Origin of the sequence: Streptomyces sp. NPDC093018 (assembly GCF_040684035.1) — a bacterium.
Classification (GTDB): Bacteria; Actinomycetota; Actinomycetes; order Streptomycetales; family Streptomycetaceae; genus Streptomyces; species Streptomyces murinus.
This window is the reverse complement of the sequence record NZ_JBFBFF010000001.1, coordinates 398,492-424,244: the sequence shown is the minus strand read 5'-3', so window position 1 is coordinate 424,244 and position 25,753 is coordinate 398,492. Positions and strand designations below refer to the sequence as shown.

General features: G+C 72.6%; 10 protein-coding genes. 9 read left to right on the top strand and 1 reads right to left on the bottom strand.

What is annotated here, in order from left to right; all coding sequences use genetic code 11:
• Positions 1-28: 28 nt before the first annotated feature.
• The 7 genes from AB0N90_RS01775 (at position 29) to AB0N90_RS01745 (ending at position 22,626) form a co-directional block, all read left to right on the top strand.
• Positions 29-3,133 (top strand): WXG100 family type VII secretion target, encoded by a 3,105-nt coding sequence (locus AB0N90_RS01775; protein ID WP_365192248.1) that lies wholly within the window; start codon positions 29-31, stop codon positions 3,131-3,133.
• A 133-nt stretch (positions 3,134-3,266) separates the two neighbouring features.
• Positions 3,267-3,707 (top strand): YbaB/EbfC family nucleoid-associated protein, encoded by a 441-nt coding sequence (locus tag AB0N90_RS01770; protein WP_365192247.1) that lies wholly within the window; start codon positions 3,267-3,269, stop codon positions 3,705-3,707.
• A gap of 48 nt (positions 3,708-3,755) precedes the next feature.
• On the top strand, positions 3,756-4,121 hold the full coding sequence (locus tag AB0N90_RS01765) for a hypothetical protein (protein ID WP_361669955.1): 366 nt from the start codon (positions 3,756-3,758) through the stop codon (positions 4,119-4,121).
• Positions 4,118-20,374: a hypothetical protein gene (locus tag AB0N90_RS01760; RefSeq protein ID WP_365192246.1), complete on the top strand. Its 16,257-nt coding sequence runs from the start codon at positions 4,118-4,120 to the stop codon at positions 20,372-20,374. The genes AB0N90_RS01765 and AB0N90_RS01760 overlap by 4 nt, the downstream gene beginning before the upstream one ends.
• Before the next feature lie 205 nt (positions 20,375-20,579).
• Positions 20,580-21,572: a dihydroxyacetone kinase subunit DhaK gene (gene dhaK, locus AB0N90_RS01755; protein ID WP_361669949.1), complete on the top strand. Its 993-nt coding sequence runs from the start codon at positions 20,580-20,582 to the stop codon at positions 21,570-21,572.
• A 45-nt stretch (positions 21,573-21,617) separates the two neighbouring features.
• The gene (gene dhaL / locus AB0N90_RS01750; protein WP_365192245.1) at positions 21,618-22,217 is read left to right on the top strand and encodes a dihydroxyacetone kinase subunit DhaL; all 600 of its coding nucleotides are present in this window, start codon (positions 21,618-21,620) and stop codon (positions 22,215-22,217) included.
• Position 22,218: 1 nt separating this feature from the next.
• Positions 22,219-22,626, top strand: a complete 408-nt coding sequence (locus AB0N90_RS01745; protein WP_037655765.1) for a PTS-dependent dihydroxyacetone kinase phosphotransferase subunit DhaM — start codon at positions 22,219-22,221, stop codon at positions 22,624-22,626.
• Positions 22,627-22,654: 28 nt separating this feature from the next.
• Here the strand turns inward: AB0N90_RS01745 and AB0N90_RS01740 are convergent, their stop codons facing one another.
• On the bottom strand, positions 22,655-23,515 hold the full coding sequence (locus AB0N90_RS01740; RefSeq protein ID WP_365192787.1) for a glycoside hydrolase family 75 protein: 861 nt from the start codon (positions 23,513-23,515) through the stop codon (positions 22,655-22,657).
• 464 nt (positions 23,516-23,979) lie between these two features.
• Here AB0N90_RS01740 and AB0N90_RS01735 point away from each other — a divergent pair, with 464 nt between their 5' ends.
• Both AB0N90_RS01735 and AB0N90_RS01730 read left to right on the top strand, forming a co-directional pair.
• A complete protein-coding gene (locus AB0N90_RS01735) occupies positions 23,980-24,957 on the top strand; it encodes a fibronectin type III domain-containing protein (protein WP_365192244.1) in 978 nt (325 codons plus the stop codon).
• A 209-nt stretch (positions 24,958-25,166) separates the two neighbouring features.
• Positions 25,167-25,733: a hypothetical protein gene (locus AB0N90_RS01730; RefSeq protein WP_365192243.1), complete on the top strand. Its 567-nt coding sequence runs from the start codon at positions 25,167-25,169 to the stop codon at positions 25,731-25,733.
• Positions 25,734-25,753 lie beyond the last annotated feature (20 nt).

Sequence of the window (25,753 nt, the reverse complement as noted above, 5' to 3'; positions counted from 1 at the left end):
GGGGCGCAAGCGGGAGACTGGGGCAAAGATGGGCAGCCCGGACTACAACACCGGCGGGTTCAGCGACAGCGGTGACGGCATCTTCGCCGATCCCGGGAACGATCCGGGGTCGATCGACGACTACAACTCGTGGGACTGGAAGCAGATCATGGCGGCCATCAATGGCATGTCCGCCGGCACCGGTTCCGACGCCAACGAGGAGCGTGCCAAGGGCATCTCCGACCCCCAGTCCCTGATGGACGCGGCGGGCCACTTCCTGAACGCCGAGGTGGTGCTCGCCGGCATCGCCAAGAGCCTCGCCGACCAGGCGAACGCGCTGGCCGGGGAGAACGGTCCCTGGAAGGGGGCCGCGGCGGACGCCTTCTGCGACATGATCAACACCTTCTCGCGCCAGGTGAAGGCGACCGCGGACGTACTCTCCGGCGGTGAAGCGGGCAACTCGGTGCCGCAGCAGCTCGCCGACAACTCGGTCAATCTGTACAACGCCCAGGTCAAGATCGCGGACATCGACGCCTGGTACGCCGACCAGGCAGTGAAGATGGGCGTCAAGCCGATGAGCAACGGCCTGATCCCGATCCACGAGAAGCCGCAGCTGGTCGAGATGATGACCAGCGACATGCGGGCGGTCCTCAAGAGCCTGGCGGGCGAGTACCAGGTCACCATCGACTCGGTGCACACCCCGCCGCCCGTGACCAGCCCCACGGACAGCCCGGATGTGCCGGACGACGTCCCGGACGTCCCCGATCCCGATCTGACCGACCCGAACCTGCCCAATGTCGACGCGCCGGATCCGCAGGCGTTCTCGTCGCCCGACACCTCGGGCCTCCCGGACCCGGAAATGCCCGGCGTGGACCCGATGAACGCGCTCGCCATGCCCTCGCCGTACTCCGGCGGCACGGGCGTGGACGGCGACGCGCCCGGTCTGGACGGGCTTCCGGACGACGCGCTCGGCAACGACACCCTGGACCCGAGCGCCCTCGACAAGGCGCTCAACCCGTCGGCGTTCCCCGGCGGTTCCGGCCTGGACGACAATCTTCCGACGTTCGCGCCCACCTCCTTCCCGGGCGGCCTGAACACCGGTACCGGCGACGGGAAGTTCCCCACGCTGGCCGACAACCTCGCCGAGGATCCGGCCAGTTGGTCGGACGCCGGTGGGCTTCCCGAGGACTTCCCCGGTGACACGGGGGTCGGTGGCACCGGCGGCCTGAACGCGGGCGAAGGGCTCGGCGATGTCGCCCCCGAGCAGTTCCCGGGCGGCCTCGGCACGGAGTCCGGACTGCCGGAGGGGCTCGCATCGCCGTCCCTCCTGGACAACGCGCTGGAGTCGCCGGCCCTCGACGGCCTGTCGGAGGGCGAACAGGGCCTCGGCACGGGCGGGATGCCGATGATGCCGGGCATGGGCGCGGGCGGCATGCCGCAGAGCGGCGCCCTCGACCCCAGCGATGCCAGCGGGCTGCTCGACAGCGAGGCCGAGCCCTGGAGCGGTGACCCGAGCGTGGCCGACGAGATCGGCGGCAGGGGCGCCGACGCGGGCGGCGACGGCCTCGGGCTGCCGCTGGACGAGGCGGAGGCCGCGGGCTACCCCGGCGACCTCTCCACCGAGGAGGGCCTCACCGGTACCGGCGCGGGCGGCATGCCCATGATGCCCGGCATGGGCGCGGGCGGCATGCCACAGAGCGGCGCCCTCGACCCCAGCGATGCCAGCGGGCTGCTCGACAGCGAGGCCGAGCCCTGGGTCGGCGACCCCGAGGTGGGCGAGGAGATCGGCGGTGCCGGCGCCCTGGCGGGCGGCGAGGGGCTGGGGCTGCCACTGGACGAGGAGGCGGAGGCACTGCCCGGCGCGCTCGCCGCCGAGGAGGCCGAGGAGGGCTCGGCCCTGGGCATGGGCGGGATGAACGGCATGCCCATGATGCCCGGCATGGGCGGCGGCGCCCCGGCCGGGCAGGGCACGACCGATCCGAGCGACGCCTCGGGGCTGCTGGAGCCCGAGGGCGAGCCGTGGAGCGGTGAGCCCGGGGTGCCCGAGGAGATCACCGGGGGCGCCGGAGCGGGTGGCGAGGGACTCGCCCTGCCCGAGCCCACCGAGGGTGTGATGATCGGCTCGGACGGGCTGCCCATCGCGCCGCGGCCCACGGCGGCGGCTCCCGTGGCGCGCCTCGCGGACGGCGAGGAGAGCGGTGCCGCTGTCGCGGGCGAGACCGAGGCGGCAGAGGCGGGTGCCGCCGTGGCGGGCGAGGCGGGTGCCGTCGCGGCGGGCGAGGGCGTGCCTGCGATGCCCGGCATGATGCCCGGTGCGGGCGCCGCCTCCGCCGGGGCGCGGGACGAGCGGTCGGACGCGTCCGGGCTGCTGACTCCCGACGCGCACGCCTGGACTCCGGAGGCGGAGGCCGACGGCGAGCGTCCGGTCGTGGCGGCCCACGAGGGCGTGGGCGAGGGCGCGTTGCCCGCCGTGCTGCTCGGGGCGGCGGCCGGGGCGACCGCCGCGGCGGTGGCCGGGTCCGGCCTCGGCGCGGGTACGGCGGGAGCGGAGGAGTCCGCCGAACGACGGCACCGGCGTCGGCACGAGGACGACGCGGCGGCGCTGGTCGTGCTGCCGGTGGGCGGCGACGACACCGCGCGGCAGCTCGGCGAGGACCGCCCCGACGAGCCGGACCAGCCCGAACTCCCCGACGATCACGTGGCGTTGGCCCCCGCCGCCGGGGCCGAGGCGGAGGACACGGCGGCGTGGGACAGCGCGGGAGCCGCGTTCGTGCCGCTGCTGTGGTCCGTGCCGACCGAGGACGAGGAAGAGGTCCTCGCGCCCGGCTACGCGACGGAGGACGCGAGCACCTGGTCAGGCGAGGCCGGTACGGCCGAGGAGGACGCGGACGGCCCCCGGCTCTCCACCTGGCGGCCCAACCGGAGCGGGCCCACCGGCCCCGGCGAGATGGTCGTCCCGGCCGTACGGCTGCGCTCGTTCGCCGGCGACCCCTCGGAGCTCACCGCCGAACTTCCCCCGCAGGACCCGGCGTTGGACGAGACGGAGGCCGAGGAGGAGCTCGCGCAGCCGTCCCGGGGCATCGCGGACCTGCTGGTCCAGGAGGGCGACACCTGGGGCACGGCGGCCTCCGACGGCTCGGGCGCGGTGCTGTGACCGCCCCCGGCCTCCGCCGCCTGCCCGGACCCCGCCACATGCCGGCCACCCGGCGCCTGCCCACCACCCGGCGGCCGTCCGCCACCCGGCGCCGCCCCGCCGCCGCACCATCGCACGACGCAAGGAGACTCGGATGAGCAGCCCCTACGACCAGGAGATAGAAGACCTGCTGGCGCTGTACCGCAAGCAGCGCACGGAGGCCGTGGAGACGCGGCGCCGGATCAACGAGGTGACCGGTACGGCGACCGCGCCCCGGCAGACCGTCAAGGCGACCGTGAACGCGCAGGGCGAGGTCACCGCGATCGAGTTCCCCACCGGCGCCTACCACCGGATGGCGCCGAAGGAACTCTCCGAGGCGCTGCTGTCCACCATCCGCCAGGCCCGCGCCAACGCGCTGGAGGCCGTCGCCGAGGTCGGCTCGCACGGGCTGCCGGCCGGGGTGCGGCTCACCGACCTCATCGAGGGCAAGGTCGACGCCACGGAACTGCTCGCGGAGGAACCGGCCATGCCCGCCGAGGTGCGCGAGTACATCGCCGAGGGACGGCCGGACGTACGACGCGGTGGCGGCCGATGACGCCGGGCACCGCACCCCACCACGACCACGGGATCCAGGGAGGAACGCATGGCTGACGGCGAGTTCTACGTCGACACCGCCGGGCTGCGCAACCAGCTGCCGTACGTGCAGCAGCTGGCGGCGCGGTTCCGGGACATCGGCAAGGGCCTGGAGGGGCGCCTTTCCGAGCTGGGCGAGTGCTGGGGCGACGACGCGACCGGGCGGCAGTTCTACGAGCAGTACGCCACGCCCCACAAGCAGATCATCGACAGCACCGGGCAGATGGGCCAGCTGGTCGACAGCATGCACGACGGCATCCGCACGATGGCCGTCAATCTCGAACGCATGGAGGACCAGAACGTCGAGGCGACCCGGCGGTTGCACACCACCGAGGTCCAGCCCACCGAGACACGGGTGAAGAACACCAAGTCATGAGCATCGAACTGCCCCCGGAACTGGACTGGGTCGCCAAGCTGGCCGTCGGACAGGACTGGCCCAAGGGTGACGAGGACAAACTGCGCAGCCTGGGCGCGGCGTGGGACGACGCCGCGCGCCAACTCACCGCCATCAGCCGGGAGATCGACCCGGCGACCAGCGGTGTGCTGCACAGTGTCGGCGGCCAGGTCGCCGACGAGTTCACCGCCTTCACCCAGCAGTTGAAGTCCAACATCCCCGACATGGCCGACGCGGCGGGGCAGTTGGGCGAGCTGGGCCGGAACACGGGGTTGCAGGTCGAGTACGCCAAGTACATGATCATCGCCCAGCTGGTGTGGCTGGCGGTGGAGATCGCCGAACTCGCCTTCTGGGCGCCGGAGGCGATCCCGGTCCTGGTCACCGGTGTGCGGGCGATCGTCAAGATGCTGCTGAAGCGGCTGCTGATCTCGATCGCCACCGGCGTCGGGTTCATGGTGGGCATGGACGCGGTGATCCAGGGGATCCAGTTCCTCAAGGGCGACCGCACCAAGTGGGACACCGCCGCCACGCTCCAGGCCCTGGAGGGCGGCGCGATCGGCGGTGCGATCGGCGGGATCTTCTCCGGGGCGGGCTCGGCCTTCGCGCCGAAGTTCGCGTCCTCGCTGATCGGCAAGGGCCTCATCGGCGGCGCTTCCAGCATCGTCACCACCGAGGTGATGTCCGAGATCTTCGGCGGCGAGAACGACATGGGTTCCGCGCTGACCTCGGGCATCATCGGCGCGATGGGCGGCGGCGGGGGCAAGCGCAGGTTCGGCGGGGGCGAACACACCGAGGTCCACACGCCCGACATCCATCTCCCGTCCGAGCCCGACCTGCATCTGCCGAAGCTCTCCTTGGACGGCGAAGGCCCGCATCTGCCCGGCATGGAGGACTTCGACACCAAGGGGCTTGGCGGCAAGGGCGTGGGCACCGGGGGCAGCACCGGTTCCGTCGAGTCGCCGGCCACGGGCGGCAGTCGTAGCGGAGAGGAGAGCGGCGACAGTACGGCGCACACCGCCCCGCACACCACGGTCACCGAGTCCGAGGGCCCGGTCACCGGCGCCACCCAGAAGACGGCCACGACCCCGCACGTCTCCACGGAATCGACCGGGTCCACCGAGTCCACCGAGTCGACTCATTCAACCGGCTCCACCACGTCGACCGGCTCCACCCGGACCACCGACTCCACCACCTCGACCGGGCCCACCCGGACCACCGACTCCACCACCTCGACCGGCCCCACCCACTCGACGGGCTCCACCACGTCCCACCGCTCCCCCACGACGGACTACGGCCAGGACGAGGTCGCCCCCCGGGCGCCCCGCGCCCAGTCGCCCACCGGCCAGAACCAGGCCCCGACGACCGGCGGCCTGAACGAGACACCCACCACGGGCGGCCAGAACGAGACCCCCACCACGGGCGGGCAGAACGAGTCCCCCACGACCGGCGGGCAGAACCACTCCCCGACCACCGGCGGCCAGAACCCGTCGCCGACCACCACCGAGCAGCACCAGTCCCCCACGACCACCGAACCACACCGGTCCCCGACGTCCGAGCAGGCGCCCTCCTTCCCTGACGTCCCCCGGCACGAGCCCGGTACGACCCCGCACGTGGACACCGAGTCCACGGCCCCCGACGCGCATGTCACCGAGCAGCTGCACCAGCTGGACTCCGTCGTCGTGCCCACCCATGACCCGAACCCGCTCCACCAGGCGCCGGCGCCCCCGACGGCCCGGCCGGTCGCACCCGACGCCGGCATCCGGCAGCGGGTCTCGGACCTGGACCGTGCCGCGCGGGCCGCCGGGATGTCCGACGCCGACCGCTCGGCGTACACCGGTGCCGTGCACAAGGCCGCCGCGTCCGGCGACTGGCAGCGCGCCGGGGAGCACCTGTCCGACTTCCGCGCCCATGTCGAGACCCGTGCCGCCCATCAGCGCTACGGCGCGTTCCACGCGCACACGCAGGGCGGCTTCGACCGGCTGACCAATTTCACCGGGTCCAGGCAGGAGTGGCAGAGCAAGGTCGACGCGGTCGAACAGGCCCGTCGCTCCGGGGACTCCGAGCTGCTGGACAGCAGGCTCAACGAGTACTCGTCGTATGTCGAGAGCCATGTCCCCGCCGCGTCGCTGACCGGCGACGACGCTCCGCGCCCCTTCCACCAGGATGTCGAGGACCTGCGACAGCGGCTCGCCCTGACCACCGACCAGCCCACCGCCGACCGGCTGCGCGAACAGCTGGGCTCGACCCGCCAGGACGCCGAACTGCACGACCGGCTGGTCCAGTTGCGGTCCACCTCCGACCCCGAGACCACCGCGCTCCACGAACGCCTCGACAACGCCCGCACCCCGGACGAGGCGAACCAGGCGCTGCACGATCTGGAGCAGCACCGCGAGGACCAGCGGCTGCAACAGCGCCTCGATCAGCTCAAGTCGGACGAGCCGACGCCCGACCGGCCCCCGACGCCGGGCAGCGACGCCGATCTCCGCCGGCGCCTGGACGCCCTCAACGACGGCGCGGACGAGCACGAGCGCGAGCTGCGCGAGCAGGTGGACCGCGCGGCCACCCCGCAGGAGGCCGACCAGGCACTGCGCGCCCTCCACGAGTACCGGGCGGACCAGCGGCTCCAACAGCGCCTGGACCGGCTGAAGTCGGACACCCCCGACCGCCCCTCCGAGCGCGAACTGCGCGAACGCCTCGAAGCCCTGCACGACGGCGAGGACGATCCCCGCGCCGCCGAGCTGCGCCGCCGCGCCCAGGAGGCGGCGAGCGAGCCCGAGGCCAGGGCGGCCCACGACAAGCTCGACCAGCATCTGCGTCAGCGCGAACTGGACCGCCAGGACAAGGTGCGTGAACTCGGCGACCGGCTGGAGCGGTTGCGGGAGGAGCACACCGAGCAGCTGCTCGGGATCCGCGAGGGCGCTCCGGAGGACACGTCACGCCGGATCGAGGACATCCGCACGGAGTTGTCCTCCCATCTGACGTACGACGAACGCACCAGCGCGCTGCGGCAGGAGCTGACCCGGCCGACCGTCGCCCCCGAGTCCCCCGGCCACCTCGACCGGATCACCACCGGGACCGACGAGCACACGAGGACCACCGAGGACAACACCCCCGCGTCGGACGAGGGCGACGCCCTCAAGGTCCCCACGGATCACACCCCGAGCACCGACTCCAACGACTCCATCAGTTCCACCGCTCATCAGACGACTCATGGGACGAGGCCCGCCCCCGAGCCGCAGCAGCAGCCCGCTCATCAGCCCCACCAGCAGCCGCACGAGCAGCACCGTCACCAGTCGCAGGAGGACCAGCAGCTCCAGGCGCAGAAGGAGCTGCCGCAGGAGGACCCGAACCACCCCTCCCGGCAGCACGCCCCCAGCAGCGAGGGGTTGGACGACCTGCGTCGGCAGGCCGCCGCCAACAGCCCCTCGGGGCCGCCGCCCCGGATGCGGCTCGACCGCACCCCGCGCTATGTGGTGCGCTCCGGCTTCGACCAGCGGCGCTTCACCGTGGGCGAGACGTCGTACACCGATCTCACCGTGCGGGTGGCGCTGCGGGAGGACGGTTCGGGCGCGCATGACGCCGACGACACCTGGAGCCGGGCGCAGGAGGGCGTGCAGCGGTACTTCAACGGCCCGCGGTACACGCTGCCCAACGGCGACCGCCTGCACGTCACCCTGGAGCGCGTCGGCCCCGGCGACAAGCCGCATCTGACCGTCGACCTGGTGGGCGCGGGCCATGACATGGACCAGCGCACCTGGGCGCCGGGTGCCCGGCCCGTCGAGTACGCGCACGAGATCTCCCACCAGCTGGGGCTGCGCGACGAGTACGCCGACGAGACCGCGCCGCAGCGCCCGCACATCCTCGGCAGCCTGCCGGGCGACGTCCACCGGGCCCCGGAGCACGACGGGCTTCCGCACGGCGGGCTGCGCGACCGCCACATCCAGCTCCTGGGCGCCCTGACGACGGGCCATGACGACCTGCTCGCCCAGCAGGGCGGGGGGCAGCACCCCCGGCACGAGGACACCGGGGACGGTACGGCCTGGCAGCAGGCGCGGGCCGAGGCGCCCGCGGTTCCCCGGCAGCACGCCTGGGTGGACCCGGTGTCCGACCCGACCCGGCAGCCCGAGCCCAAGCCGGGCGAGGTCGACGCGCAGACCGCGCGGGAGACGTACGGCATGCCGGAGAAGAACTTCAAGGGGTTCCGGCAGATCGCCCGCGAGAAGAACCTCGTCATCGACGTCCGCCCCACCAACCCGACCGCGCCGAAGTGGCTCGACGCCGGAGCCATGGCCAAGCCCCAGGCCATCAAGGCGAAGACCATCAACGAGGCCGACGTCCACCTCGGCGCCGATCCCGAGAACATCGGACTCGTCGGCTACTTCAAGCCCAAGACCCCCGACCGGACCACCGTCCCCGACGGGGACTGGGACAAGGTCCTCTCCCGCTACAACCAGCGCTCCACCGAATACCGCGAACTCAACGCCAAGATGGCGGTGTACGAGGCGGAGCACAAGTTCGCCGTCAAGGACGGCGTGGTCTACGGCATCGACGGCGAGGGCAGGCAGCGGCCCATCACCGGCGACCACGACCTGTTCGACATCTCCACCCCGGGCGGCACCCGCATCCCGCACCCCCAGCACGACGAACTCATCAAGGAGATGCAGGCCAAGGACATCGCCGTGATGCACGGCGCCCATATGTTCTGGGACCCGCCCTCCCCCTTCAGCAAGACCGTCTTCGACAAGATCGTGGGCTCGCACCAGGGTCCCGACGGCGAACCGCTGCTGCGCTTCCGGCCCGAGAACAAGCACGCCGAACTCACCTGGACCGAGCCGCTCAAGAAGGGTGAGGTCAACTCCTATACGGCGCGGCACACTTACGGCATCCCGGAGAAGAACTTCAAGGGGTTCCGGCAGATCGCCCGCGAGAAGAACCTCGTCATCGACGTCCGCCCCACCAACTCCACCGCGCCGAAGTGGCTCGACGCCGGAGCCATGGCCAAACCGCAGGACATCAAGGCGAAGACGATCAGCGAGGCGGACATCCACCTCGGCGCCGACCCCAAGAACATCGGACTCGTCGGCTACTTCAAGCCCAAGACCCCCGACCGGACCACCGTCCCCGACGGGGACTGGGACAAGGTCCTCTCCCGCTACAACCAGCGCTCCACCGAATACCGCGAACTCAACGCCAAGATGGAGCTGTTGGCGAAGAAGAACAAGTTCGTGGTGGTCGACGGCGTGGTCCACGGTGTCGGTGCGGACGGTACGCGGCGGCCCATCACCGGGGACCACGACCTGTTCGACATCTCCACCCCGGGCGGCACCCGCATCCCGCCGGAGGAGCACGAGGCGCTGATCAAGGAGATGCAGGCCAAGGACATCGCCGTGATGCACGGCGCCCATATGTTCTGGGACCCGCCCTCCCCCTTCAGCAAGACCGTCTTCGACAAGATCGTCGGCGCCCATCACGGCCCGGACGGCGAGCCGCTGCTCCGTTTCCGCCCCGGCCAGGAGAACGCCGAACTCACCTGGACGGAGAAGCCGCAGGAGCAGCCGAAGGCCGAGGAACAGCCGAAGGCCGAAGGGGACGCGAAGTCCGAAGAGGACCCGAAGGCTGAGGACGAAGCGAAGGCGAAGGAGGAAGCGAAGGCCGAGGAACAGCCTGAATCGCAGGAGCAGCCCAAGCCCCACGAGAAGCCGAAGCCCGAGGAGAAGCAGCCGGACGCCGTCCTGGACGGGCGGCACATTCAGGGCCTCGCCGGGAAGAAGATCACCGAGGACCCGGGGCCGAACGCCGTGCGCACCCGGGTCGAGACCCTGCTCGGCGGCCACTCCAAGGACACCTCCGTCGTCCAGCGCCTGGACGCGGCCCTCGACCCCGCCAACTTCCGCAAGCAGCACGGGCAGATGGTCAACGGCGGCTGGCGCTTCACCGTGCGGGTGGACGGGAAGCCGTACGAGGTCGAGGTGAAGGCGACCGCCTCCGCCTGGCAGCTGGACCCGACGAAGGACGCGGCGAAGGACAACGACGGGGACGGCTTCGACGTGCCCGTGGAGTCGACGCACGAGACCGCCCCGCGCAAGACGGAGATGACCTCCTCCGAGGCGGGCCTGGAATTCGGGCCGACCGTCGTACGGCCCGTCAACCCCCAGCTGTCCGCCCTGGTCACGCCGTCCGGCAAGCTGGGCGGCGCCACGCACGGGCGCGAGACCACGGTCAAGTCCTCGGCGCAGACGGCGAATCAGTTCGCCTTCACCGGCAAGACCGACAGCTACACCTCCGACTTCACCTACCAGGTGAAGGTCACGGACCACGAGGGCGCCCGGCTCGACGTCCCCGGCGCCGACGGCGACATCAAGGGGCAGGTCCGCGCCGATGTGCCCCGGCCGCAGGAACTGGACAAGGACCGGCCGCAAGCCTGGCAGGGCTGGGAGTCCGACCAGGCCAAGAACCACGCCGCCCGGCCCGCCTCCGGGCATCCGGTGTCCGTCACCGGCCTCGACACAGCCCGGAACGCCGTCTACGAGGCGCTGCCGCGCGAGGCGCGCCCCGACGGCACCGCGCACCAGGACATCGAGGACTTCTTCCAACCGTCCAACGTCATCAACGAGTTCGAGCACGCCTCGGGCGCCGGCCTGCTGTCGAAGCCGCTGACACTGAGCGACGGCGGCAAGGCCCATCTGCTGCTGACGGTGGAGCCGGACGACTCCCGGGCCCTGCACACCGTGGACGACAAGGCGACGCTGGGTTCGAAGTCGTCGGGCGAGCACGGTCAGAGCCGTACCGAGAACAGCTCCTGGTCGCTGGGGCTCAGCGGCGGTGCCACGGGTGAGGTGTGGAAGGCGACGGACGGCACCAAGGAGTCCACCTGGCTGACCGGCACCGCCGGCTACACCGGCTCCAGCAACCTCGCCCACGGCGTCAAGGGCAAGAACACCATCGGCACCGAGGCCAGCCGTGAACACACCGGCAAGGCCGACCTGGTCGCCACGAAGGTGCGGCTGCGGGTCCAGCTCATCCGGCACCACTTCGGGCCGGGGCCCGACGGGCTGCGCTCCACCACCACCACGAAGATCGGCGACCACAGCCCGCCGCCGTCCGTGAAGCAGCCGACGCCCGCGCCCGGCGACGTCGTCCTCACCATCGATCCGCAGAACGGCGAGGTGCTGCGCGCCGTCCCGCACGAGCTGCCCAAGGTCACCACCGGTGACCATCCGCAGCTGGCGCCCGCCCGGCTCACCGACCCGGTCGCCGCCCCGCGCACCACGATCCTCGACGTCCCCGGCTCCACGGAGCTGGAGGACCACATCGTGCGGGAGATGCATCAGGACCATCCCGGTGTGCTGCCGCCCCCGGAGGCGATCCGTCCCCCCAGCGGCGCCGCGACCCACCCCCGGGTCACGCCCGAGGCGTGGGAGAACCTGCGCGCGCTACGGCAGCAGCTCGCGCCCTCCCGGCTGCGCGGCGGCGGCGCCAAGCTGCTGGACGGCACCTACCGGATCGCCCTCAAGAGCCCTCATCTGCCGGGGCGTTCGGGCACCACGCACGAGATCCTCATCAAGGCCGAGCCCGGCAAGGGTGATCACCTGGGGTCCGGGAAGTCGACCACGAAGGCCGTGACCAGCCGGACCACCGGGGCCGACAAGTCCGTCACCCGCAGCGCCAAGCACGTCGTCAACCTCGCCGGAAACGTGCGCAGTTCACTCGACCACCCGGATGTGACCCGGGGCTTCACCATCGGCAGCCTCGACATCACCGCCCACAACCCCTCGCACGGGCTCACCATGGGCACCGAGACCGAGGTGAAGCGGCAGTTCTCCCTGGAGGCGGACACCGACACCTACGGCCACCCGGTGACGTACCACGTCATGGTCGGCGTCGAGGACCCGAAGCAGCCGACCACGCACCTGTCCACGATCGCGCCGTCCCCGCACATGCAGCGCATCAAGCAGGTGCGGCCCGGCGGTCATCTCACGGTCGAGGTCGCGCGTGAGCCGAAGGCTGCCGACAATCCGCCCCCGGCGTCCATCCCCAAGGTGGAGGTGCTGCCGCAGCGGCACGCGATCCGCCATGTCACCGGGTCCGACGGCTTCCGGACCACGGCCGAGCAGTCCCTGGCCAGCGCCTTCCAGAAGAAGGCCGGGACGTCGCAGGAGCACACCCGTGTGCCCGAGCTGAAGGACGCCCTGGACGGACTCACCGACGAGGACCATCTGCGGTCCCTGGTCTCCGCCTCGCACAGCGGCTGGGCCAACAGCGGTGACGAGCAGGTCGGTTCGGGCCGCAACCGCGACACCATCGGGCTGTCGACGCGCACCAGGCTGAGCAATCTCCGTTTCCGCGAGACGCTGCCCGGCGAGGGCAAGCTGGAGATCGAGACCAAGTCCAGTGTGTCCACGGCGGTCGCCGACAAGAACACCCGGGCGTTCAAGGCGGGCCTGGGCTTCGACGCCGGCCGCTTCCCGTCCAAGGACAGCCCCGACGCCTCCCTCCAGGTGCGCGGCGGCTTCAAGGGCAAGGGCGGCGCCGGGCAGAACAGCGGCGAGAACATCAAGCAGAAGATGACGACCTCGCGCAAGGCCGCGTACAAGGGCACCTGGCACCTGTACGAGGCCGACGCCGACGTCACCGTCCAGGGCCGGGTCACCGACGCCAAGGGGAAGATCACCCTCGGGGATCCGCAGCAGAGCAAGCACCGGGTGCTGGTGCTGCTCTCCGACGACGACGTACGGCGGCTCGGCGAGGACGCCTCGAAGGCACCGGACACCACCGGGACCCGCCAAGCCCCGCTGCTCTCCAAGGGGTTGCTGGGCGGTGCCACCGCCGAGATCCCCCGCTCCGACGAGATCCTCGGCGAGATCGACCGGCAGATCCGCGGTCTCGACACGGTCTCCGACGTGCCCGAGAGCGCGCTGCCGTTCGCCGACACCTTCTCGCCGGAGAACCTGTCGGCCAACTACGAGGACCTCGTGGGCCGGGGCGTCCTCGACTACCACGTGCAGGAGTCCCGCACCCAGCGGGTGATCACCGAGGTCCTGGTGCGGGGCGTGCCGCGGGACGAGTGGACCGACGAGGGCGACCACTCCACCGGGGACACCACCCGCAAGGTCGGCCTCACCGAGACCGTCAAGGGCAGCGCGGGGCACAACTGGTCGCTGGGCGCCGACGGCAACTTCCGTATCTCCTACGCCCCGGTGGTCAAGCCCAAGCCCGGTGAGGACGCCGCCGCTGTCAAGGCCGAGGAGAGCAAGTCCGGTCTGGGCAGCGTGGCTTGGGCGCCGTCCGGGGGCGCCGAGGGCAGCCGGAGCAAGAGCGCAGAGACCGGGGTCACCACCAAGGTCGAGCACAAGACGTCGAAGTTCGGCGACACGGTGCGGTTCGGCAACCGTATGCGCTTCGAGGTCACCGTGACCCGGCGTACCGAGTACGGACGCTTCGTGAACCTCGTCAGGCCGCGGCCCGTGGAGCCGACCTGGCGGGTGCACGTCGACGTGCCCAAGTCCCTGACGGAGACCGCCGAACAGGCGGCCGCCCACCCGAAGCAACAGCAGCAGCCACCGAAGGCGCAGCAGCAGGTCCTGGACGGCGGCGGCACCGTCGAGATGCGGCCCGTCGTCCCCAAGGCGGACCGGGACCGCTGGCAGGCGTCGCTGGACTCCGCCCATGACCTGGTGGGCTTCGACAACCACACCGGGCTGTACGACCAGGCGCAGACGGTGCTCACCACGCCCAGGCCCTGGGGCGACGGGGTGCTGGGCAAGACGGGCGCGGCCCTCTGCTGGGGCCTGGGCTCCGCCGCGACCACGATCGGCCACTGGGCCGGGGCCATGACGCCCGACGCGGCGACCAAGCTGCTCGGCTCCTTCGTCTCCGATCCCCGTCTCGATGCCTCCCACCCCCTGGTCAGCGAGCAACGCCTGCCGCTGGAACAGCAGTTCTCGCTGCGCCGGGCCCTGGGCTCGGGCACCCTGCCCACGGTCTTCCACCAGCTGAAGGACCCCGCGAGCGGCTATCGCACGGTGCCGCTCGGCAGCGACGGCAAGACCGGTGTCGAGGTGCGGCTTGAGCCGACCGGGGACGCGGTGGAGATCTCCACCCGGGACAACGGCAGCGACGAGATCACCGTGTCCACCGAGCACGAGTCGGCCACGACCGCGAGCAACGGCGTCAACGCCAGTCTGACGCCGCTGGCCGTGCCCGTGACCACCAAGAACCCGAGCGTCGTCGTCCCGATCCCCACCAACGCCCTGAAGCTGGACCGCGACCAGACCTTCGAGAGCGGTTCCCCGGTGACCCGCGCCCCGGGCGTCCCCACCCGCACCCTCGCGCCCCCGGTGCTGCCGCACGGCAAGACCGCCACCGAGCCGGGCAAGGCCACGGTCAAGGGCGCCCAGGTGCTGATGCGCCAGCCGGTCCGGCTGAGCACGCAGAAGTACGACGAGAGCGGCACGTACGGGAACACGGCGCACACGGACGGGCACGTCTACTACTGGGCGGCGAAGAAGACCGAGGACGCGACCACGACGACGACCACCTCTACGTCCACGGACACCACGACGCCCAAGGACACCGGCACGTCCAAGAACGACACGAAGACCACGGACGCGACCACGACCACCGTCACCAAGCCGGTGAAGACGCCCGAGAAGACCGAGCAGCAGGACACGACGCACAAGCCGGCCGAGACCCAGAAGCCCGTCGACACGAACAGGCCGGTCGATACGCACGAGTCCACCAAGCCCGCCCAGGAGAAGTCCGAGGACCCCAAGTCCACCGAGGAGAAGGCCCAGGCCCTCAAGCCCCCCACACCGAAGGAGCACACCCAGCAGGACCACAGCCATCAGGAGCACAGCCAGCAGGAGCACACCCTGCAGGAGCACACCCGGCTGGACGACACCGCCGAGGACCACACCGCCGAAGCCCCGCCCCAGCCCCGTGTCCCCGTCCCCGGTGACGGCCGCTGCCTGCTGTACTCCGTGCTCGCGAGCACCCCGCCCGAGCACTGGCCGAGCGCCCTGCACGGCGGTACGACCGACCACGCGCGCACCCAGCACGGGGCCGTCGTCCACCAGATCCGCACCCAGCGGGGCCGCGTCGGCGCCGACAGCCCGCTGGGCCGGGCCGCCCGCAGTCTGCACCAGATGGTGCTGGACCGGGTGCGGTCCTCCCGACCGGAGGATCTGCCGTTCGACGTCACGGAGTTGTACCGCCGCAGCCAGGAGAGCCAGCTGCGTCAGACGCTCCAGGGCGAGTCCTTCGAGCAGTTGCAGCAGCGGCTCAACGACGCCGGCGTGGACCATGTCACCTCGCACGACTGGCTCAGCCCGCAGGCGCTGCGCACCCTCTATGTCGACACGCGCGCCCAGGAGTTGACCGGCCCTCCCCATCAACTCTCCCCGCAGGACGCGGCCGACCGCGCCGCCGCCGAGGTGCCCGAGACCACGGACGAGCAGGGCCGCTGGAAGCTCGGCGACACCGCTCTCGCCCCGCACGCCCAGTTCGCGTACGTCACCACCCACTCCGGCCCGCTGAACCTGGACTACGTCGACAGCCACGACCGCCTCGTCGGCGCCGTCGTGGACACCGCGCTGCACCAGCCGCTCACGTCGGCCGAACACCAGGCGCTGATCCGGGCCGTGCAGAACTGGGTGCCGGGCAACGACGCCTGGAACACCGACGAGGGCGAGATGTTCCCCGGGCTCGTCGCCCACACCCTCGGAATCCAGCTGCGGACGTTCCAGTCGACCGGCGACGGCACGGCCCATCTGCGCACGGTCGGCCCGCAGGGCGGCAATCGCATGGTCGATGTGTACTACAACGGCCGTAACCACTACGACGCCAGCCGCACCCCGACGCATCCGGCCGACCAGAGCACCACCACCGTGCCGCCGAAGGCCAAGCCGCCGCTGACCGACCACGAGGCCGCGCCCAAGGCACCCAAGGCTCCGAAGAACCCCGAGACCAAGACGGCATCCCCCGAGTCCACGGCGGTCAAGGCGCCCGAGTCCGCGCACCGGACCGGGTCCGTCACCGCCCCGCGCCGCCCTCTCGACCGCACCCCCCGCTTCGTGGTCCGCTCCGCCTTCGACGCCCGCGCGTTCCGCGTCGGCGACACCAAAGTCACCGATCTGACCGTGCGGGTCGCCTTCCGGGACGGCTCGGGCCATGACCCGGACACCGCCTGGCACCGGCTCCGGCAGGGCGCCGAGGAGTTCTACAACCGCCCCGGCCACCGCCTCCCCGACGGAAGCCTGCTGCATGTGACGGTGGAGCGGGTGCCCCTGGAATCCGACCCCCATCTGGTGGTCGACCTCGCGGGCCACGACCGCCCGATGGACCAGCGCACCTGGTGGCCGGACGCCGAACCGGTCGCCTACGCCCATGAGTTGGGCCACCAGCTCGGGCTGCGCGACGAGTACCGCGAGGACGGCGAGGGGCCGGGCCGGGCCCAGGTGGCGGGCAGCCTGCTCGGCGACTTCCACCAGCCCGCGCCGCACGGCCTCGCCCAGGGCGGGCTGCGCGGCCGCCACCTCCAGCTGCTCGGGGCACTCGTCGGCGACGTACCCGAGTCCGTCGTGCACACCGGCGGGGAGCGGTCGCACAGCGCCGCGCCGGAGCGGGACCCGCGCTGGCAGCAGGCCCGTGCGGACGCCGAGCCCGTGACCCGGCGGCACGTCTGGGTCGACCCGGTGACCGACCCCGACCGCGGCTCCGGTGAGGAGCACACCGCCCAGGACCCGCGCATGCCGCAGTCCGAGAGCTCCGGGGAGCACCGCGACGAGGAGGATCTCGACTGGTCGGACATCCTCCAGGAGTACACGGTGGAGCGCCGGCGCGAGTACGAATGGCTGGACGGGCTGTACGGCGAGACGCTCGACCAGGAGTCGTACGACCGCGCCCATGACGCCCTGCTCACCCTCCAGTCGATGGATCTGGCGCACCCGGCGCCGGACGCGGAGCACCGGCCGCATCTGGAGCTGCTGGCCGAACAGGTGCTCCATCTGGACGGAGCGCCGAACGCGGACGACTACCGGTATCTGCTGGCCCTCACCGCGCACGCCGGGCCCGAGTCGACGCGGGACGCCGCCGCGCTCGGCGCGCACTACCTGGCCACCGAGCACAGCGCGCTCGACCACCACACCGCGCTGGTCGACGCCTCGGGACAGGTCACCGGCCGCGACTGGACCGGCGCGCGGGCGGTGCCGCCGGACCTGACGAGCTACACGGTGTCCAGCCCGGACGGAACGGCCACCGAGCACGCGGCGCCCTGGCGGGAGCCGTACGTCGTCACCGCCCTGGGCTCGCCGGGGAACGGCCTGTCCGTGCGGGTGGACGGCCGGACGATCCAGGTGTCCGGCCCGGCGGAGTTCGCCGAGCTCGTCGCCCGCGACCCGCTGCGCGGACCCGACCAGGACATCCTGCTGCTGGTCTCGCACGCACAGGACCAGGGGCTCGCGCAGCTCGTGGCGGACCGGGCCGGTACGGCGGTGTGGTCGACCGGCGCCGAGGTGCGTCCCATGCTCGACTGGCGCACCGGCGCCGAACGCCTCGATCTGCGCGGCGGCGACGGCGGCTGGTCGCTGCATCTGGGCAGCGCGCACGGACCGCTGGACCTGTTCGACTCCGCCACCCCGGAGCCCGACCCCGGCGGCCCCGACTACGCGGCCAAACTGCTTCCGCACCCGGGCGAGCACACCTCGCCCCTGACCCCAGCCGACCTGCTGGACCGGCTGCGCGCCCGCCCGCTGACGACCAGCGACTACGAGGTGATCGGCGCCGAACCCGACACGACGCTGTTCGAAGAGCCGACCGGCATGCAGCAGACCGGCTTCGACTACGACCGGGGCTCCGGTGACGTACCGCGGCTGATCGTGCCGACGCAGGGGCACCGGCAGACCCCGGTGAGCCAGCATCCGCCGCTCCATGTGTCGGGTGACCTCTCGCTGGCGCACCGCCAAGGCGGTTACGGGCAGCAGGTGTTCGCCTCCCCGAAGGCGATCGAGTCGGCCAACCACCAACTCGCCCTCGCGGGCAGCCTGGTACGGCTGAAGCCCGACGGGATCAAGCTGCGGGTCGGCGACGGCCAGGGCGGCCGTCGCGAACTGATGCGTGTCGTACCGCAGTTCCTCACCCGGTCCGGGAAGTCGGAGGAGGAGATCTGCCGGGACTTCGCCCAGATGGTCTCCGGCAATGTCGCCGCCTCGCACGTGGTCTTCCGGGGCCCCGACGGCACCGGGCTCGCCAAGGCACCGATCAACGCCCTTGGCCGTACGGAGGTCACCGGCATCCACCACCTCGCCGAGTCCCTCACCCTGGTGGCCGACGGCCGGCGGCCCGAGGCGCTGGATCCCTCGTGGGCGGCCCGGCAGGTGCGCCGGGACGACCGGTTCATCGCCGAGAGCGACGGCCCCACCCCGGGCAAGTCCTATGGCAGCGCGCTCAGTTACGACCCGCTGGACAATCCGCGCCGCGACAACCTGTCGGAGGCGGCGCGCGAGATCGGCATCAACGAGCACGCCTGGGCGAAGGTCGGCGAGGCGTATCTGGTGCATTCGATCAACGCCCTCGACGCGGACGGCCTGCCGAGCCTGGCGCACAACTACGCCAAGCCCGGCGAGCAGGACCACAGCCACTTCGGCTACCACTTCGCCGCCGTGGTGCTCGGCAGCGAGGACGGCAGGCACCAGATCACACTGGAGAACTTCGCCCGCCGCGCCCATGTCGCCGCCATCGTGAAGTCGGCCGTGGCGCACAACCTCCGGCACGCCACCCCGGACGGCTTCCACAAGCTGCACGAGGCCATCGGCGGGGAGCTGGCGAGCGCGCGCCGGAGCGCCGCCGACGAGACGCAGGTCAAGCGGCTGGAGCGGCATCTGGCCCTCGCGGACGCGCTCGCCAGGGCGGTGGACGCGCGGGAGGCCCGGAACGCGACCACCGAGGGCAGCCCCGAGGGCGTGGCCGCCGACGCCGCGTACGAGAAGGCGGTCAAGGTGGCCGAGGCGCGCATGAAGCAGGCGTCGGAGCTGGCCAAGGGCAGCGACCTGTGGCACTTCCGGATGTTCTCCCAGCGGCCCGGCGAGTCCATGCACGAGGTCAGCGCCGACTTGCTGACGAACGAACCGTCGGCCGAGGCCAACCCGCTGACCTCCGTCATCGTGCACGGCCACCGGCTTCCGCAGGTGGACATCGGGTTCCGCGAGGGCTCCCGGCAGATCAGCAGGGACGAGGGCCGCAAGCTCAACTACGTGGCCGAACTGGCGACCCGGACCGGGCTGTGGAACCACCACAACGGTCTGCCGCTGCCCCGGATCACCGTGACCGGGCGCGGCAACGCCCGCCGTCCCACGCTCGGCGGGGTCCTGCCCGAGGCCGCGCGGCAGCGGGCCGAGGCCGTGCACGGGGAGCTGCGGGACCGGCTCGACCGGTATCTCATCAACTACCAGCACGGCATCGCGCAGCGGCGGCTGACCGCGGCGGACTTCCCGGTCGCGGTCTCCACCGAGCACCCCACGCCGGGCGGCGACCGGGAGCAGGGCCGCCGGACGACGGTCACGGTGCACGATCCCCGGCCGGAGGACACCACCACCGGCACCACCACGACCCCGCCCCCGCCCCCGCCCCCGTCCTCGTCCTCGTCCTCGTCCGAGGCGGCACCCCGGGCACCCCGGGCGGCCCAGACACACCATCAGCCCCCTGGGCAACCGCACCACCCGACCACGGCCCCGGCACCCGCCCCGGCCCCCCACCCGGCCCCGGCGCCCCCGTCGTCGTACCGCAGTGAGCGCCTCACCATCGGCGGGGTCGCGTTCGCGGACAGCTCGGTGGAGCTGACGGCGGGGCAGCGGGAGACGGTGCACCGGCTGGCCGCCGAGGTGGCATGGGCGTCGGTGGCGAACACGCGTGCGGGTTTCCCGCCGCCCCGGGTGGTGGTGGTCGGCCACGCCAACGGGATGCGCGGCGGCCTTCCCCACTTCGGGGAGGCGCTGCGGCGGGGGCAGGCGCGCGCGGACGGGGTGGCGGAGGTGTTCCGCTCGGCGCTCGCGGTCCACCTGGCACGGCTCCAGGCCGACGGGGAGACCGTCACGCTCCTGGCGGACATCGAGGTCACCACCCGCTCCGAGGGCAACGCACCGCCCCCCGGGGCACCCTCGGACCCGGACGCGGCGGCCGCGCGCCGACAGGCGTTCGTCGTGGTCGAGCTGCCCCGGCCGGGGGGAGGTGACGCGCGGTGAGCGCGCCCGGTCCGCGCCACGACACGCCCCGCCGGGGCCGGTTCGGGCGGTGCGCGGCCGGGCAGAATGCCGCAGCGCACATGACCTTCACGGCCACAAGGCCGATACTGAGGTGCAAGGCTCCGACCACCTATCCGGTCCTACCCGGCCTGAGCAGGGAGAACGCCGGTCAGGGACCACCTGCTGAGCTTTCTGGGAGACGGGCATGAAGATGTTGATCAACGTGCCGGAGACCGTCGTGGCGGACGCGCTGCGCGGGATGGCCGCCGCGCATCCGGATCTGACCGTGGACGTGGAGAACCGGGTGATCGTCCGCCGGGACGCCCCGGTGCACGGACAGGTCGCCCTGGTCTCCGGTGGCGGGTCGGGGCACGAGCCGCTGCACGGCGGGTTCGTCGGCCCCGGCATGCTCTCCGCCGCCTGTCCGGGTGAGGTGTTCACCTCCCCGGTGCCGGACCAGATGGTGCGCGCGGCGGCCGCCGTGGACAGCGGCGCCGGGGTGCTGTTCGTGGTGAAGAACTACACCGGCGACGTGCTCAACTTCGACATGGCGGCGGAGCTGGCCGAGGACGAGGGCATACAGGTCGCCAAGGTGCTGGTGAACGATGACGTGGCGGTCACCGACAGCCTCTTCACGGCCGGCCGGCGCGGCACCGGCGCGACGCTGTTCGTGGAGAAGATCGCGGGCGCCGCCGCGGCCGAGGGCCGGCCGCTGGAGCAGGTGGAGGCGATGGCCCGCCGGGTCAACGAGAACTCCCGCAGCTTCGGCGTGGCGCTGAGCGCCGTCACCACCCCGGCGAAGGGCAGCCCCACCTTCGATCTCCCCGACGGCGAGCTGGAGTTGGGCATCGGCATCCACGGCGAGCCGGGCCGGGAGCGGCGCCCGATGATGACCTCCGGGGAGATAGCGGACTTCGCGGTGCACGCGATCCTGGAGGACATGCCCCCGCACAACCCGGTGCTCGTGCTGGTCAACGGCATGGGTGCCACTCCGCTGCTGGAACTGTACGGCTTCAACGCCGAGGTGCAGCGGGTGCTGGCCGAGCGCGGGGTCGCCGTGGTCCGCACCCTGGTCGGCAACTACGTCACCTCCCTGGACATGGCGGGCGCCTCGGTGACGCTGTGCCAGGTCGACCAGGAGATGCTCGGGTTGTGGGACGCGCCGGTGCGCACCCCGGCATTGCGCTGGGGGATGTGATACGGCGGTACACGTCTCAACGCCCTTACTATGTTTGGAGGTCCAGTGCTCGACGCCGACTTCTTCCGCCGTTGGATGACGGCGACCGCCGCGTCCGTCGACCGCGAGGCGGAACGGCTCACCGCCCTCGACGCGGCCATCGGGGACGCCGATCACGGCAGCAACATGCGGCGCGGGTTCACGGCCGTGCAGGCGGAGCTGGACAAGGAGACGCCGGGCACCCCGGGCGCCGTGCTGATGCTCGCCGGGCGCCTGTTGATCTCGACGGTCGGCGGCGCCTCGGGGCCGCTGTACGGCACGTTGCTGCGCCGCACCGGCAAGGCGCTCGGGGAGGACCCGGAGGTCACCGAGGAGCAGCTGGCCGAGGCGCTGCGGACGGGGGTGCAGGGGGTGATGAAGCTCGGTGGGGCGGCCGCGGGCGACAAGACCATGGTCGATGCCCTGCTGCCGGCCGTGGACGCGCTCGGCGACGGTTTCGCCGCCGCCCGCGCCGCCGCCGAGCAGGGCGCGGAGGCGACCGTCCCGCTGCTGGCCCACAAGGGCCGGGCGAGCTACCTGGGCGAGCGCAGCGTCGGGCACCAGGATCCGGGGGCCACGTCGTCGGCGCTGCTGATGGCCGCGCTGGCCGAGACGGCGGAGGGCTGACGTGAGCGAGGCGAAGCTGGTCGGGATCGTGCTGGTGTCGCACAGCGCGGAGGTGGCCGCCTCGGTCGTGGCGCTGGCCAAGGGGCTCGCGGGCGGCGCCGCCGCGGTGCCGGTGGCCCCCGCGGGCGGCACGGAGGGCGGTGGGCTCGGCACCAGCGCCGAGCTGATCTCCGCCGCGGCGGCCTCCGTCGACCGGGGTGCCGGGGTCGCGGTCCTCACCGATCTCGGCAGCGCCGTACTGACGGTGAAGGCGCTGCTCGCGGAGGACGAACTGCCCGAGGACACCCGGCTGGTGGACGCGCCCTTCCTGGAGGGGGCGGTGGCCGCGGTGGTGACGGCCTCCACGGGCGCCGACCTGGCCGCGGTGGAGGCCGCCGCGACGGAGGCGTACGACTACCGCAAGGTGTGACGGCTCATCAGGGCGCCGACGCGGCTGGTCAGTTGTCGGTCACGAACTGCCGGGCCAGCCGCTCCCCCGTCGACACCGCCGCCTGGTGGTCCTCGATGGGGTCCGCCTTGGAGTCCTTGAAGACGATGTAGGTGACCCCGGAGGGCACCCCGCCGTCGCTGGGGCCGGGACTGATGCCGAGGCCCCGCGCGGTGGCGTAGGAGGCCTCGCCGATGAGATCGCTCGGTCCGGTGTCACCGACGACCGCGTACTGCACCCGGTCCTGGTAGACGACGGCGGCGACGGAACCGCCCCGCACTCCGCTCGCACCGGGGCTCCAGCGGCTGCTCGCGGCCGGTACGACGATATAGGGCAGGGTCTCCGCGTTCAGCGGCCGTCCGTCGGACTGCACATAGGCGGTGCTGGGCGAGTACAGCGGGTCGGCCTGGCCGTTGCAGTGGACCGTCGCCTGGCCGTCGCAGTCGATGTCGAGGTCGGCCCGCCAGAAGACGGCACCCTGGGCGCCGCAGACGGGCACGGTCGCGGGGCTGTTCGCGTCGGTGCGGTAGCGGCCGTTGGAGATCTCGGTACAGGTGCCGACCTTGGCCAGCAGATCGGCGGCGGTCACGGCGCCCTCGGCGCGGTCCTGCCCGGTCCCGGCGGCCGTGCGGGGCGGGGCGGTGGTGGTCCTGCCCCGGCTGGGGGTGGTGGCGGCCCGCTCGGGGCGCGCGACGGCAGGAACGTCTCTGCTGGCGGCGGGCGCCGGGCCGGCCCCCTGTCCGGCGCCGGCGCCCTCGCCATGGACCGCGGTCCGTGCCTCGGGCGGAAGGGCCGCGGCGGCGCCGGGCAGCGTGGCGGGGGCGATCAGGGCGACACCGGCCGCGGCCAGCGTCAACGTCGGGACACGCACACGCACGATGAGGAACCCTCTCCTCGGGGACAAGTCCAGGCCACTGTGGTCCGCGGCCCGGACGCCCGGACGCCGGGGCCACCCCGAAGCGACCGGATGGAGCACGCTTCTGACAACCCATGAGGGAATATTTTCGGCATTTGGTGCACAAAGCGCATAAACGGAAGTGAGTGTCCGGGGACAACAGGGGCCGGGGACCCGGACCGGCCTCGATCCGGGCCCCCCGGCCGCCCGCGTCGGCGCGGATTCGGCGACGACAGCGTTTCCGCGCCAGGGGCATGAACTCCCCTGCTCTCGCGGGTAGTTCAGCCGTAGGGAGGTTCAGCATACGTAACTTCCGGGCGTGCTTCGAAACGGCCCCTTGCCGTGGGCACACCGGCCGGGCCATATTGGTCCGGACCATTGCCGGGACCCGTCGATGCCGAACTCGTCATCGAATGCCGAACAGCCGTGGAGGCAGAAGCGTGCGACGCGTTCCCCTTCCGCTCGTGCTGGTCGCCGGAGCCCTGCTGCTCCTCGCGTCCTGCGGCCTGAGCCGGGCCGACGACGGCGACGAGGGCCGGATGCCGGGCGCCCCGACCGGGGTCACCGCCCAGGCCGGCAGCGCCACCACCGTGCATGTGATGTGGAACGCGGTGCCCGACGAGGGCGCCGGCATCCGCTCCTACGAGGTCTACCGGGGCAACACCAAAGCGGCCGATGTGCCCGGCGCCGAGCGCATGGTGGACGTCATCGGGCTCAGCCCCGCCACCGCCTACTCCTTCACCGTGCGCGCCCGGGACAGGGCCGGGCGCCTGGGACCGCCGAGCCGGACGGTACGGGCCCGCACCCCCGCCCGGGTCGCGGCCGACCACTCGCCGCCGACCCGCCCCGGCGCCCCCACCGGACACCCCGTCGGCAGCCGCGAGGTCCAACTGGCGTGGGGTGCCGCCCGGGACGACCGGGGTGTGGTGTCGTACGACATCGAGCAGGGCGGTGTGCAGATCCACAGCGTCGGCGGGGCGCAGACCTCGACCGTGGTCACCGGGCTGCGCCCCGGCACCCGGTATGTGTTCACGGTGCGGGCCCGGGACGCGGCCGACAACCTCTCCCCCGCCAGCGCTCAGGTGCGCCTGACCACGCCGGGCACCGACGACGGCCGGGCCACCGCGCCGACCGGCTTCACCGCCGCGACCCATCGCACGGACGGCGCCTACTATCTGGACCTGGCCTGGGACCCGCCGGACACCGACGGGGTGATCACCGAGTACTCGATCCGGCTGGACCGCGCCACCACGACCTCGCTGGAGTGGGGCGGCACCCCGCCGCGCGGCCGGGCGCGCTACAGCTTCTATCTGGGCCGTACCGCCGGGGAGGAGCACCGGGTGCGGCTGCGGGCCCGGCTGCCGGACGGCACTTGGGGCGGCTGGTCGGCGGAGCGCACGGTGACCACGGGAGGCTGACTCGCGCGCGCCCCTGACCACAGGTCGGCGCCCGGCGCATCCCGGTGGGGCGCGGCCTGCGCCGGGCGTGGGATGCCGTCACCCGGCCGGGTGCCGCCGGGGTGCGCCGGGCGCCGGGGCCGCGTTGGCTGCTGACCAGGCAGCACGGATGTTCCCCGACCCTGGGCGGCGCATGGGACGTACCGCCGGCCGTGCCGCCGGAGGCCCCGATGCGCAACTCCATATCCATGCTCCGCTTCGCTCCGACCCTGGCGGCCGCCGCCGTGCTCCCGGCCGTGCTCGCGGTGCCCTCGGCCGCGGTCTCCGGCATCTCCGTCAGCACCACGGGATCCAGCGTCTCCGTGGTCACCAGCGCGTGCACCCAGATCAACGGCAGCTGGGGCACCGCGGCCCTGCTCACCAGCAGCCAGGCGAACTTCGCGCAGGGCCGCCAAGTGGCCCTGTCGGGCACCACGATCAGCCAGTCCGCGGCCTGGTCCAAGGTGAGCCCGGGGACGTACACCGTGGTGGTGGTCTGCTCCAGCGGCAGCACGGCGGGCAGCCAGTCGGTGATCGTCTCCGCCGGTTCCTCGCCGACCCTCGCGGCGACCTCCCGGCCGGGTACGACCACGTCGACGACCAGACCGGCGCCGAACCGGGGCGTGAACGGCGGACTCGGCGGCGCCACCCGCGACTACGGCCCACTGACGCTCGGCGCCGGCGCGGCACTGGTGGGCGCGAGCGCCGTCACGACCGCCTGGTACCTGCGCCGCCGCACGAAGCCGCACCGGTACTGAACCCCTCCGGGAGCGCCGGG

Excerpts from the sequence above, each read along its gene's own strand:
- AB0N90_RS01760 (WP_365192246.1), top strand. The coding sequence starts at position 4,118 with ATGAGCATCGAACTGCCCCCGGAACTGGACTGGGTCGCCAAGCTGGCC.
- AB0N90_RS01730 (WP_365192243.1), top strand. The coding sequence starts at position 25,167 with ATGCGCAACTCCATATCCATGCTCCGCTTCGCTCCGACCCTGGCGGCC.
- AB0N90_RS01770 (WP_365192247.1), top strand. The coding sequence starts at position 3,267 with ATGAGCAGCCCCTACGACCAGGAGATAGAAGACCTGCTGGCGCTGTAC.
- AB0N90_RS01775 (WP_365192248.1), top strand. The coding sequence starts at position 29 with ATGGGCAGCCCGGACTACAACACCGGCGGGTTCAGCGACAGCGGTGAC.
- AB0N90_RS01765 (WP_361669955.1), top strand. The coding sequence starts at position 3,756 with ATGGCTGACGGCGAGTTCTACGTCGACACCGCCGGGCTGCGCAACCAG.
- dhaK (WP_361669949.1), top strand. The coding sequence starts at position 20,580 with ATGAAGATGTTGATCAACGTGCCGGAGACCGTCGTGGCGGACGCGCTG.